The sequence below is a fragment of the Xanthomonas sp. NCPPB 3959 genome, assembly GCF_056675575.1.
In genome coordinates, this window is sequence record NZ_JBWWVR010000004.1 from 297,247 (window position 1) to 309,407 (window position 12,161).

General features: G+C 62.4%; 11 protein-coding genes. 8 read left to right on the plus strand and 3 right to left on the minus strand.

The window, feature by feature from the left end:
- Positions 1-305 precede the first annotated feature (305 nt).
- The 6 genes from AC1KVG_RS07345 (at position 306) to AC1KVG_RS07370 (ending at position 5,407) form a co-directional block, all read left to right on the plus strand.
- On the plus strand, positions 306-755 hold the full coding sequence (locus tag AC1KVG_RS07345) for a hypothetical protein (protein ID WP_481093961.1): 450 nt from the start codon (positions 306-308) through the stop codon (positions 753-755).
- A 267-nt stretch (positions 756-1,022) separates the two neighbouring features.
- Entirely contained in the window at positions 1,023-1,490 is a 468-nt protein-coding gene (locus AC1KVG_RS07350; RefSeq protein WP_481093962.1) for a DUF4410 domain-containing protein, read from the plus strand.
- 146 nt (positions 1,491-1,636) lie between these two features.
- Positions 1,637-2,041, plus strand: a complete 405-nt coding sequence (locus AC1KVG_RS07355; RefSeq protein ID WP_481093963.1) for a hypothetical protein — start codon at positions 1,637-1,639, stop codon at positions 2,039-2,041.
- Positions 1,945-3,084 (plus strand): RDD family protein, encoded by a 1,140-nt coding sequence (locus AC1KVG_RS07360; protein ID WP_481093964.1) that lies wholly within the window; start codon positions 1,945-1,947, stop codon positions 3,082-3,084. The genes AC1KVG_RS07355 and AC1KVG_RS07360 overlap by 97 nt, the downstream gene beginning before the upstream one ends.
- Before the next feature lie 2 nt (positions 3,085-3,086).
- Positions 3,087-4,700, plus strand: coding sequence for a hypothetical protein (locus AC1KVG_RS07365; protein WP_481093965.1), 1,614 nt, complete (start codon positions 3,087-3,089; stop codon positions 4,698-4,700).
- Between the two features lie 239 nt (positions 4,701-4,939).
- Positions 4,940-5,407: a LuxR family transcriptional regulator gene (locus AC1KVG_RS07370; protein ID WP_104551966.1), complete on the plus strand. Its 468-nt coding sequence runs from the start codon at positions 4,940-4,942 to the stop codon at positions 5,405-5,407.
- 386 nt (positions 5,408-5,793) lie between these two features.
- On the opposite strand, the gene AC1KVG_RS07375 is transcribed toward AC1KVG_RS07370, so the two are convergent.
- The 3 genes from AC1KVG_RS07375 to AC1KVG_RS07385 all read right to left on the minus strand — a co-directional run bounded on the left by AC1KVG_RS07375 (position 5,794) and on the right by AC1KVG_RS07385 (position 8,671).
- Complete coding sequence (locus tag AC1KVG_RS07375) at positions 5,794-7,374, minus strand: hypothetical protein (protein ID WP_481093966.1); 1,581 nt, start codon at positions 7,372-7,374, stop codon at positions 5,794-5,796.
- A 104-nt stretch (positions 7,375-7,478) separates the two neighbouring features.
- Positions 7,479-7,868 carry an MAPEG family protein gene (locus AC1KVG_RS07380; protein WP_481093976.1) on the minus strand — a complete coding sequence of 130 codons (390 nt, stop codon included), beginning with the start codon at positions 7,866-7,868 and terminating at the stop codon, positions 7,479-7,481.
- Between the two features lie 2 nt (positions 7,869-7,870).
- On the minus strand, positions 7,871-8,671 hold the full coding sequence (locus AC1KVG_RS07385; protein ID WP_481093967.1) for an alpha/beta fold hydrolase: 801 nt from the start codon (positions 8,669-8,671) through the stop codon (positions 7,871-7,873).
- An 80-nt stretch (positions 8,672-8,751) separates the two neighbouring features.
- Here AC1KVG_RS07385 and AC1KVG_RS07390 point away from each other — a divergent pair, with 80 nt between their 5' ends.
- Positions 8,752-9,708 carry an AraC family transcriptional regulator gene (locus AC1KVG_RS07390; protein ID WP_119960681.1) on the plus strand — a complete coding sequence of 319 codons (957 nt, stop codon included), beginning with the start codon at positions 8,752-8,754 and terminating at the stop codon, positions 9,706-9,708.
- A 201-nt stretch (positions 9,709-9,909) separates the two neighbouring features.
- On the plus strand, positions 9,910-11,538 hold the full coding sequence (locus AC1KVG_RS07395; RefSeq protein WP_481093968.1) for a TldD/PmbA family protein: 1,629 nt from the start codon (positions 9,910-9,912) through the stop codon (positions 11,536-11,538).
- Positions 11,539-12,161: the final 623 nt, after the last annotated feature.

Here is a 12,161-nt window from a genome sequence, read left to right on the forward strand (position 1 = left end):
GATCCAGCGACTGGCAGCGTTGTTTGACCTAGGACACCCGCGTACTGCGGGTGTCTTTTTATGTCCCCGGTGCGCCACGACTCATGGAAGAAGATGCCCTTTGAAGCAATTCAGAATGCTACATAGTTGGTACACACGCTCAGCAGCTGGGTTACTACTTGACGATATCCATGGAAGGAAGTGCCGGCGAACAACTGCGCCCCAAGCAGGAGCTGACCTTCCAATTACAGCATGATGACTGCATCCTCATCGAAGAACTCGCTCGCTGAGCGAAAATATTGTTTCCCTATGCAGCAACCGGCATGATGAAAGTCTTGTTCGCAACCGCACGTGCCACAAAAACGGGCCTCATCTTTCTGAGCTCGGTGCTTTTTTCATGCGTCGCGGCAACGATTCTCAGCGGATTTTTCTTGGCACTTATTCTGGCAATGTCACGCGATGGCGGAACGGCCGGCGCGTTTTTTTCTTATTACTGCTTTTTCTCATTTTGCATTGGCTCACCTATATTTTTCTTCTTGGGTGTGCCAACGCTGCACTTTGCCCCTGGACTAAAGCATGCACATCCGTACATCGTGGGAATTGCGGGAGCGGCAATCGCAGGCTGCATCATTTTAATCCTGCGCTTGATGCATGATTCTTCAGTGCCACTTTCTTCCTTGAGCTCTCTTGCGTTATTTGTCGCTTGTCCATCGCTTTGGGCAGGAATCGCAAGCTGCCTCTATCAGCGCGCCAAAGAACTGACATCGACAACGTAACCGCGATGCACGAGGGTCATGGTTCTAGCCGCAGAGAGATGGTGGAAAACGCACCAGACTGTAGTACCCGGCTGCGGCACCGGGTAGCGACACCCGTATCGACGTGACCTCCCGTTGACCCGTGCGCATCGTCATGCGTCGCGGGATAAGCGCAGCGCTCGGCATCGAGCGTCAGAATTTCCCTGACATGCGACGGCCGATTGCTTTGTTACGCTTGCTCACCAGCCGGCAAGCGGCTGGTTCGAATGGATTCCACCGGGGACATGCATGAAGAAGATTGGTTGGGTGCTCGCGATGACGAGCGCTGCGTTGCTATGCGCCTGCTCCACCAATAGTGTGGTGCGTCAGAGCTACAAGGCCGGTGCCGCCACGACATATTGGTACGAGATCAAGGGCAATGAGGATACCGATGCGGCGAGTCTGGCGGTGTTTCGACGTCAGCTCGACGCCAAGCTCGATGCGGCCAAGCTTCGAGGGTCGCAAGGTGCACCGGGAGCGCGTGAACTGGACATCAGCGTGACCCACTACTACATGCGCAGCAACGGCGCACGGTTCTGGGCCGGCATCATGGCTGGGCGCGACAAGGTCAAGACATCGATAGAGGTCAAGGACGCCGGCAAGACGGTGGCCGCATTCGATGTGGAATCGACCAACACCTCGGCCTGGGGCACCTCGGAAGGCTTGATCGAAACGCACGCCGAAGAAATCGTCGAACGCCTGACGCAGATGCGGTAAGGCGCGCAGCCGCCAGCGCCATCTTGATGCGCGTTGGCGGCTGCACTAACGCATTGCGTTTCACGCAGCATGCCGGTCATTTGTAAATCGCGCTGCATGCTGGCGACCGCCTGCTGCAGCAGCCGTGTCCTTGATGGAGAAGATGCATGGACGTCAGCAACCTGTCTTTCAACAAATCCCACAAGCAGCAGGCCAATGCCAAGGATGCGGTCAGTGGACTACGCTGGATCCTGTTGGCATGTCTGGCCAGCGGATTGAGCTTTGGCATTGCGGTTGCAATGGTCGCCACGGTTGGCATGGGGACCGTCACCACCATCGTCTGTCTCGCACTGAGCGTGCTTGCGGTCGGCTGCGGCGCGTATGGCGGCTACCTCACTGCGACCGCGCTGGGATGGTCCTCGTTCGTCACTGGCGCCATGGTGGTGTGTGCGGTTGTTCCATATTTCAAATACCTGTGCTTTGCGGTCCTGGCGGTACAGGCACTGACCCAGATTCGTGCGGCTGGCTACCTGTTTTCCCCGATGGGGCCGTTGCGCAAGGCCAATCCCTGATCGAGGATGCCGTTAAGCGCGGAGCATCGCTGGCAGAGCATACCTGCGGCCCGCTACATCTGGATCCCAATCGCAGTGATGGATGGCGAGCGCCTCAAGTTGCGCACTGCCATGCCGTTACCGCGTCTATCAATCGCGTCGATGCAATGGGTGCCTTGCACATGGAGCAGTACTGGTATGCCCAGGAAAATGGCGCATCCACCGGGGCGACCCGGATGCAGGCGCAGGCATGGTTTGCCGAAGGGCGCATCCACGCGGACACGCTGATGTGGACCGCAGGCATGCAGGGCTGGGAGCCGTATGAGCGCTGTTCGCTTTCGCAATCCACTCCACCTTCGCTACCTGATGCCACGGTGACCTTAGCGCCGCTGCACCATACGCATGACGATAGTCATACGCCGGCAACACGCAACTTTGGCGCCACCGATTTTCTGGCGACGATCAGCCGGCCACAGCTTGCGGTCCCGGCCGATGCGCCAGTGCTGCACGTGTACGCCGATGGCTGGCAAGACATCCGGGCGCATCCATGGCGCCGCTGTTTTGCGCGCAGTTTCGACACCTTCGCGCTCGGCCTACTGATGTGGTTCTCCATTGGCATTGTCGTGGGCACGGTCAGCCCACCGCTGTATTCGGCGCTGGTGGCGCCGGTCTCCAGCAAGGCACTGCTCTCCGGCATTCTGACGAGCCTGCTCCTGATGCCGATGATTGCCATCTGGATCGGTCTATGCGGCACGACGCCCGGCAAGTGGTTGTTCGGCATCCGCGTTCTACGTGCAGATGGATATGCGCTGGGCTTTGCAGATGCACTCCGCCGCGAGGGTCGGGTGTTCGTGTTCGGCATGGGCCTGGGCGTGCCGTTGATCAGCATGATGACGCAGTTGTTTTCCCTAGTGAAACTGATTAACGCAGGCAAGACCTCCTGGGACTTGAAGGCGGGCTGGGTGGTCACGCACCGGCCGACAGGCCACTGGCAGATCACTCTGTATGTGGTCGCCGTTATCGCCGCGATGGCCTTGGTGGCGCTGATGCGCTGGATGCAATGAGCATGCAACACCTGCATTTATGCGACAGGCGGGGCTATCTCGGCGTGTGGGAGATGGCACAGGTGCAAGCGGAGTTCGGACGTGGCCGCTATCGTGCCGACACCATGTCGTGGCGCCCAGGCGAAACAGCGTGGACCTCACTTGGACGCCGCTGGAGCCCGCGCGCGACGCCCTGGTTGCCCGTCTTGGGGGCACTCGCACTGTTCGGCTGTCTGGTCCTTGGCATCGCGCTACCGTTGTGGGGTTTTCACATTCCCGGGCGCCTGCCTTTGCCGCTGGCCTGGCATCTGAGCCTGTTTGCTGTGTCGCTGCTATTGACTGCAATGGTGCTAGGTATCGCGGTCAAACACGACCCCGGCTACGGTACCTCGCGCACGTGGACGTCGGTGTGGTTGCTGATCTCGGCACTGCCATTGATTGCTGCATTGCTCTATCAGCTGGTGAGTAACGATCGCGCACGCCACGCGGAGGCAGACGCGCGGATGGTGCTGAGTGCCGACAAGCGGGTGCTGCGCATCGACGGCAATATCGCGGCGAATTTCATTGATGACTTCAAGGCTGCCGTGGCGCGTGCGCCGCCTCTGCAGCGGATCGATATCCGCAGTGGCGGCGGGTTGGTTGACGACGCACTTGAAGTAGCCAAGATCATCCGTGCCCGCGACTTGGTGGTGCGCGTCGATGACTATTGCGCCAGCGCCTGCAGCTTGCTGTGGGCGGCATCGCCCGAGCGCCAGCTGAGCTTGCGTGGCTCTATCGGGTTGCACCAGAACAGGATGCCCGGTAACGCACCCAAGGAATGGCGCGAATCTGCACTGGTGCAGGCGGATGCGCAATCGCGCGCCATCCTGCTGCGCGCCGGATTCGGGCCTGGCTTGTTGTCCAAACGCAGCCATACGCCGCCCAGCTCGATGGCTTGGGTCGATGCTACCGAGTTGGTCGAAAGCGGTGTCAGCGTGCGTATCCTTGATGCGCACGGCAAGCCAGCGACGCCTTCCGCCATTGCCATGGCGGGCGCCTTGCACCAGATGGGCGCAAGCGATGCGTCCTGGCGCGCATATCTAGCTTATGCGGCCAAGCAGCCGGACCAGGTGCTGCAGCGCGCACCGTCGATTCGTCAGGCGCTGCTTGCCAAGGACAAGGACATTGCCGTTGCGTGGTTACGCAGGCTGTACGCTGAAATGATGGCATTCGCCTTTGGTCGCTCGACCGATGCCGACATGCTCCGCTGGGGCAAGGATATTTCCGCGCTCTGGGACGACGCGGTGCGTACCCAGGACAAGGCACAGTGCAACACGTTGCTGGAGAACGGCGCACGCCCGCAGAACGAGGAAACGCGCGCACGCGTCCGCGGCCTGCTTGCCGACCTGATCGCCAGCACCGCAACGCAGGCACCGCAACACGCGGTGTCCGACGCAGAAGAACGGACAGCGCGCCTGCGCTACAACAGCACGTTCTGGAAGGCGGTCGATTCAGCACAGCAGCCGATCGATTGGGCCGCATGGTCGGAACCGCAGCGATGCAAGGTGTCGGCGCAACTGTATCGCGAGGCGCTCGCGCTGCCGCCTGCGCAGGCAGCGACATCATTGCGCGCGTTACGGATCATCCACTTCGATTGAGTCCCGGGTGATCGGTCGTGATTGCGCCGCCAACGATGCGCCAGGCAGGCGAGGGCTGCCGACTCCATGTGCCGTCAGTTGACTCACCACCGGGCAGCGGGGAGTATCGCCCTCGGGCCGGAGTGGGACGGTCTACGGGAAGTCGATCTCTACGCGCAATGCCTTGCAAGCAGTCGCCTGACTGCCCGCAGGGATCACATATCGATAAGGGAATTCTCATGAAGACCGCATGCGTTGCACTGGCTGCCGTCATGTTGCAAGCCACACCCGCCTTCTCCGCATCAACCGCGCCATCGCCACTGGTCGGAACCTGGCTACTGGATACCAGCAGCCTCCCGATGCCAGCAGCGGTACGACCCAAACGTGTCGTCCTGAATTTCAAACAGGTTCCAGGCAACAAGTGGGCAACCAGCGCCGAGATCATCGAACACGACAACAAGACGCTGCAGGCACAATCCACGCTGCTGCTGGACGGCACGCCGGGTAAGGCATCCGGCACCTACCTGGTCGATCGTGCCGCCGTCAAAATGCCCGAGCCAGGCGTGCTGGTCATGCAGTTGATGTATCAAGGCGTCCCGGCATCAACACGCACCTATACGGTCAGCGCCGACGGCAAGGTCATGACCGAGATTGAAGCGTACTTCAAGGACGGCAACCCGGTAATGCGCACCGCGTATTTCAAACGCGCGGCAAGTCAGTCCAAGTGAACACTGGCGAGCGAGCGCCTGTCAGCGAGTGCAGTGGTTTTGTCGGCCGTCTCTTGGTGGATGCAGGCAGAGGTCCAGATCAAACACTGAGTGGGTCGAATGCGCGGTGCCCTCACCGCTCGCGGGACACGCCGTAAACCCGTCCCTGGGGGCTCGGTGGCGGCATCCATGCCGCCACACGGTCCCGCAATCGGTGAGGACACCGCACCAGAGAGTTGGTCGGTCGCCGGGTAAAAAGCTGAGCGTCTCGCAAGTTGCGGTGGGCTTGCCGGTGCGGGTTGTAGAACGACACGATAGCGAGCCAATTAGAAGCACCTCATGCATGGCTTGCAGCCACACACACCGACCATCCCGACTGGTCCTTGCCCGCCTACCGTCGCGGGACCTTACGCGGCATGGATGCCGCGTAAGAGCCTACATGGACGTACTTGCGGCGTGTCCCGCGAGGGTGGGCGGGCAAGGGCCCTGCAGCGCACCGGCTCCCACACATAGCCCTCAATGTCCTTACCCTCACTACTCCAGTGCCGCTCCTCGCGCTGCAGGCAGGCGCCGAACGCGTTAGAAGGCGGCACGATCAGTTGCGTGCCCTCGATGACGACCTGGCGAAAAGTGGTGACCTCGGCCTCGCCGAGTTCGCGGCGTAGCAGGGCTTCGATGTCGCTGCGTTCGAAGCGTTTGCCTGCGTGGCGTGCGATGTATAGCGGGCGCATGGCATCCAGCAGGCCGTGCTTGCCGGCAGAGCGCTTGCGCAAGGCGGCGTCGACGCTGGCGAAGTACAGCATGCCGCGTGCATAGGGAATGCGGCGGACGGCTTCCTGTTCGAAACCGGCGGCATCGATCTGCTGCAGCGACCAGTGCCGCGCCGGGCTGGTGTAGTAGTAACGCGCCCAGTCGTTGATGGTCTTTGCGCAGGCCGCGATCGGGTGCAGCCCGGAGGCGCACGGCAGGGTCGCCTGCACGAAGACGTTCATGCCTTCCGCATACCACGGCTCGATGCCGTTGGTGAGTTGGCCGACCCATTGGTGCCCCATCTCGTGAAAGATCGTGCTCTGCACGGTTTGCACATCCTGCGATGGCGAGAACACGCTGCCCACCGTCATCAGGCTGCCGCCGCCGGCCAGACGAGCGGTGCCGGTTTCGTACGAGGCAACCGGCAGGGCGCGGATCAACAATTCATAATGCGGCGCCTGCATGTAGCCGAACGCGCTTGTCAGCACCTCGTAGGCGCGTCGCGACCAGGCCATGGTGGCTACCGCATCGAACGGTGGTTGACCGATGGTGTAGGCATTGAACACGGCATCGGGTTGCGTCTGGCCGGCGAGTGCAGGGCCGGCGAGCAACCACAGATCGTCCATGACCATCGGCGAGCCGGGGACACGCAGCGTTCCGGCCCCGCCAGTGGCTACGCCGATCGAACCGGGAACAAGCTCGGACAGATCCCACATCAGCACGCTGGTATCGCTGCTCAGAGCTTCGGGCAGCAACACGAAACTCTTGGTACTGCCTGCAACGCCCTGCCCGGCCGCCTTCATGCCATACGGTGGGCCGCCGGTCTGCGCGGGCTGCAGCGCGGCGCGATAGCGCACTGTCACCTGCGGACCGACTGCCCGGACGGTGGTCCAGCGTCGCAAGGCAAAACCTTGCGACGGCCCACCGTCATTGATCGACAGTGCAACCTCGCCGCGCGCATCGGTGACGCTTAGTTCGCTCACTGCATCGGCATTGCGCGGCACTGCGGGCAATGCCAAAGGCAACACCAAGGTCAACGGCGCGCGCGCGTCCGGCAGAACGAGTTGCTCGGTGACAGCCAGGCCATTGACCGTGCCGTCCTGCGCGGCCAGGGGTTTGATGGTGACGCTGAAATTGACGCGCTCCGGCACGTCTGCAGCACGTGCGGCGTGTGACGGCAACAGCGTGACCATCAGCGCCAGCACTGCACCGCTGCACCAACCGAGCGCCTTCGGCATTGCGTCGATACCAGCGACAGCACGGTGAGAAAGTGCTGCGCGTCGCCTGCGCGCAGCATCGTGCAAACATCCGCTGGACACGTTTCTGGCGCGCATTGTGATCCTCACAGGAACAACTGCACTGCATAGGCCAGCGTCGCCCACAAGCCGACGTGATAGGCGAGCGTGCGCAGTCCGGGAATGCCGAAAAGATAGCAAACCGCATGCACCACGCGCGCACCTAAAAACACCAGCGACGCGATCACCGTAATGGGGGTGGAGACCTGCAACGTCATGGCAGCGAGCACGACTGCTGAAAACGGCAGCAGGTTTTCCAGCAGGTTGCGGTGCGCACGTTGGGCACGCCCTGCGGCACCGCTCGGTTCGGGCAACCCCTCGCGATTGCCGATCAACGCCTTGGCTCCGACCTGGCGTGCGTACAGCGCAGAAGACAACAAAGGAATGCACAGGCACAGCAGCGCAGTTGCCACCAACGCGATCAATTCGATGGGCATGCTCACTGCGCAGCCTGCTCGATGGCGGCGACCAGCGCGCCAGGCGCGGTGAGAAATGGCGAATGGCCGGTGTCCAGATCGATGGTCATCCGCATGGGAGCGGCAGCGATCGTCCTGGACTGGAACGCCGGGCTCAGCGCCTTGTCCTGCAGCGTGCGGATATACACCCGATCCACACCACTGGAGCGCGCGGTCAGATGCACCGGCGTCATCATCGGTTGCAGTGGCTCGTCCACAATCATGTGTTGCATGCGGGCCTGCTGTGCGGCAGTTGCATCGTTGGCGAACAGCTCGCCGCGTGCAGATGCCTCCACCGACATTGCCTTCTTGTGCGTGTTCACTGTCAGGTAGGGGGGCATCTTGCTTGCCGTGTCCGCTTGCGCGAGCGCCAGCAGCGTGCGTCCGTCTTGTGGGACGAACGCAGCCAGATACACCAGGGTCTTGATCTTCTCCGGTGCGGCCTCGGCCACGTTGGTGACGGTGATACCGCCAAAGCTATGCCCGACCAGCACCACCGGTGCGCGCTCGCCAGCGATCGCGGCCAGCACCGTGTCGCGATACGCATCGAGGCTGATCGCCTCCGGCTCCTGCGTTGCACCGGGGCGGCCCGGCAGATTTACCGCAATGACGCGATAACCATGCGCACGCAATTGGCCGGCGACCGGCCGCCAGATGGCGGAGGTTTCCCAGGCGCCGTGCACCAGCACGATGGTGGGATGCGTGACGGGCTTTGCGGTGACGGCGCCGGAACATAGCGCGCACAACAGCAGCGTGGTCATGGTCATGCAGGTCTTGTTTTTCATCGGTGCATCTCGGGTCTGTGTGGATGCACTAAGGTTCCCCCTGCGCGCCGCACGACTCCATGACCCGGACACCGTCTTCCATGACCGATCCTCTACCGCTGCATGCAACGCACGTTGCGCAGCCCGCACGCGCCGACATCCTGTCGCAATTGCTCACGTTGATCCGCCTGCATGGCGAGGGCGTCTATACCGCAGAGGTCGCTAATCACTTCCATGCGCATCTGCCGGCGGGGCCATCGCATCTGCACTTTGTCGAAGCAGGCGCGTTGTGGATCACGCCCGATGGCGGTGCACCGTTGCAGCTGCAGACCGGCGATCTGGTAGTGCTGCCGCACGGGCGTGGGCATCGCTTGTCGCATTGCGCACAGGTGAAACGCGCTGCCGATGATTTCTTCGCAGCAGGGCAGTTCGACGCTGCAACGCTGAAGATCCGGCATGGCGACGGCGCACCGCTGGCCACTGTCATCGGCGGCATTTTTCGCTACGAACGGTTGCCGCTGCCGCCGATCATGCGCGCGCTGCCAACCCTGATCCATATCCCCGGCGATGGCGGGCGCGTGCCGGAGTGGCTGCGCCTGCTCTCGCATTTTTTGATGGCCGAAGCGCACGAGGTGCGCCCCGGTGCGCGCTTGATGGTCTCGCGCATCATCGACCTGCTGGTGATCCGCGCCTTGCGCAGCTGGGCGGAACTGCATCCGCAGCAATCGCGCTGGCTTGCCAGCCCGGCCGGCGAGCGGATCGGGCTGGCCTTGCATGCGATCCATGCCGACCCGTACCGCAGCTGGAAGGTGGAACAACTCGCACGCCATGCCGGGTTGTCGCGCTCGCTGTTTGCGCAGCAGTTTGCGCAGATCACCGGCGAGTCACCGATGCGCTACATCGCGTTGTGGCGTCTGAGCGTGGCAGACGATCTGATCCGCTCAGGCAACGTCAGCGTGGGCGATGCCGCGCGCCGGGTGGGCTATCATTCCGAAGCCGGCTTCAGCCGCGCGTTCAAGGCCTATTTCGGCCATGCGCCCAAGCAGGTCAAGCCGTAGCGCGACCGACACAGCGACAGCGCGCTGGTCTGTCCGGGCACATCGATCACCCACATGCGCGGTGTAGATCGACCCGGCCCGCACGATTGCACGCGCGCCGCGCCAACCGCCATGCACATCGTCACTTGACCACTTTCAGGCCTCTACGCCACCCTCGGGGTTTGGCACGTGCGCAACGTGCGCTTCAGCGGAGAACGCCACGTGGACCGTCGTACCTTCCTCACCTTGTCCGGCATCGGTGCTGCCGGGTTGCTGCTGCCGCACACGCGCCTGATCGCGGCCGAGCAATTGCTTACCCCGGTGGATGCGGCGCGCAACCGGCGCCTGTCCGATACCGCGTTGACCACCGCCAAGGCGGCCGGTGCCAGCTACTGCGATGTGCGCGTGGGCCGTTATTTGCGCCAGTTTGTGATCACCCGCGAGGCGCAGGTGGAGAACGTGGTCAACGCCGAATCCAGCGGTGTGGGCGTGCGCGTGCTGGCCGATGGTGCGTGGGGCTTTGCGGCCACCAATACGCTCACCAGCGATGGTGTGGCCACTGCCACGCGCCAGGCGGTGGCGATCGCCAAGGCCAATGCACGGCTGGGCGGTGCGCCGGTGCAGTTGGCACCGGTAACCCCGGCCGGGCAGGTGAGCTGGAAGACCCCGATCAAGAAGAACGCGATGGCAGTGCCGCTGCAGGACAAGGTGGCACTGCTGATGGACGTCAATGCGGCCGCGCTCACTGCCGGTGCCACCTTCGTGGCCTCGCGCATGTTCGCGATCAACGAGCAGAAGTATTTCGCCAGCAGCGACGGCTCCTACATCGATCAGGACGTGCACCGGCTGTGGTTGCCGTTTACCGTCACCGCAGTGGACAAGGCCAGCGGCAAGTTCCGCACCCGCGACGGGCTGTCGTCGCCAATGGGCATGGGCTACGAATATCTCGATGGCGATGCCGGCCAGAAACACCAGTTGCCTGGCGGACTCATCGGCTACGGCCATCGCTACGACGCGCGCGAAGATGCGATTGCTGCCGCCAAACAGGCGCGCGCCAAACTCACCGCACCCTCGGTGAAGGCCGGCAAATACGATCTGGTGATCGACCCGAGCAATCTGTTCCTCACCATCCACGAGTCGGTGGGCCACCCGCTCGAGCTCGATCGCGTGCTCGGCTACGAGGCCAACTACGCCGGCACCAGCTTCGCCACGTTGGACAAGCGCGATGCGGGTTTCCGCTGGGGCAGCGATGCGGTGACCTTCATCGCCGACCGCACCCAGCCCGGCAGCCTGGGCGCGGTGGGTTATGACGATGAGGGCGTCAAGAGCAAGCAATGGGAGCTGGTGAAAGACGGCATCCTGGTCGATTACCAATGCACGCGCGATCAGGCGCATCTGCTCGGCAAGACCGCCTCCGACGGCTGCAGCTATGCAGACTCCTGGTCCAGCGTGCAGTTCCAGCGCATGCCCAATGTGTCGCTGGCCGCAAGCAAACAACCACTTGGCGTTGCCGAGATGATCAAGAACGTGGAGCGCGGGTTGTATATCCACGGGCGCGGTTCGTATTCGATCGACCAGCAGCGCTACAACGCGCAGTTCGGCGGGCAGTTGTTCTACGAGATCGAGAATGGCCAGGTCACGCGGTTGGTGGAAGACGGTGCCTATCAAATCCGCACGCCGGAATTCTGGAACGCCTGCAGCGCAGTCTGCGATCAACGCGACTTCCGCCTGGGCGGCTCGTTCTTCGATGGCAAGGGCCAACCCAGCCAGGTCTCGGCCGTGTCGCATGGATCATCCACCGCACGCTTCGATGGCATCAACGTGATCAATACCGCGCGTTCGTTGGGCTGAGAGCTGCCAACAAACGGTTTGTAGGTCGCTTTGCTAGAGCTGTCCTGGTTGCAAGTAGACACAGCTACAATCTCAACGAGTCGTTGCGTCGTTTAGGTGCGATCAAAAGCTTGGTTAGTCGAGGGCGCGGTGCCCTCACCGCTCGCGGGACACGCCGTGAATCCATCCCTGGAGGCTCGGTGGCGGCATCCATGCCGCCACACGGTCCCGCAATCGGCGAGGACACCGCACCAGACAGTTTCCTGGCTGCTTTGTTGAAAGCATGCTTGTTGCTCGGCTCTCGTCGGAAGCTGATCGTGCGCGCTGTTGTCCGAACAACGGACGTCGTGCATTTCTTGCACCATGCACACCGACACTCTCGACTGGTCCTTGCCCGCCCACCGTCGCGGGACCTTACGCGGCATGGATGCCGCGTAAGAGCCTACAGGGACGTACTTGCGGCGTGTCCTGCGATGGTGGGCGGGAAAGGGCCCTGCAGCGAAGTTGCAGCCCTATCGCTCTGCCGTTGAAGCGTCTACACCGTTCAATCAGCTCACAGCAACAAAGATATCGACTTATGTTGTTTAGATGCATTCAAACGCTGTAAGTCAAAAGCGTGGTCAGTTGAGCGCGCGGTGCCCTCA

Excerpts from the sequence above, each read along its gene's own strand:
- AC1KVG_RS07350 (WP_481093962.1), top strand. The coding sequence starts at position 1,023 with ATGAAGAAGATTGGTTGGGTGCTCGCGATGACGAGCGCTGCGTTGCTA.
- AC1KVG_RS07380 (WP_481093976.1), bottom strand. The coding sequence starts at position 7,868 with ATGCCCATCGAATTGATCGCGTTGGTGGCAACTGCGCTGCTGTGCCTG.
- AC1KVG_RS07355 (WP_481093963.1), top strand. The coding sequence starts at position 1,637 with ATGGACGTCAGCAACCTGTCTTTCAACAAATCCCACAAGCAGCAGGCC.
- AC1KVG_RS07345 (WP_481093961.1), top strand. The coding sequence starts at position 306 with ATGAAAGTCTTGTTCGCAACCGCACGTGCCACAAAAACGGGCCTCATC.
- AC1KVG_RS07365 (WP_481093965.1), top strand. The coding sequence starts at position 3,087 with ATGCAACACCTGCATTTATGCGACAGGCGGGGCTATCTCGGCGTGTGG.
- AC1KVG_RS07375 (WP_481093966.1), bottom strand. The coding sequence starts at position 7,374 with ATGCCGAAGGCGCTCGGTTGGTGCAGCGGTGCAGTGCTGGCGCTGATG.
- AC1KVG_RS07390 (WP_119960681.1), top strand. The coding sequence starts at position 8,752 with ATGACCGATCCTCTACCGCTGCATGCAACGCACGTTGCGCAGCCCGCA.
- AC1KVG_RS07385 (WP_481093967.1), bottom strand. The coding sequence starts at position 8,671 with ATGAAAAACAAGACCTGCATGACCATGACCACGCTGCTGTTGTGCGCG.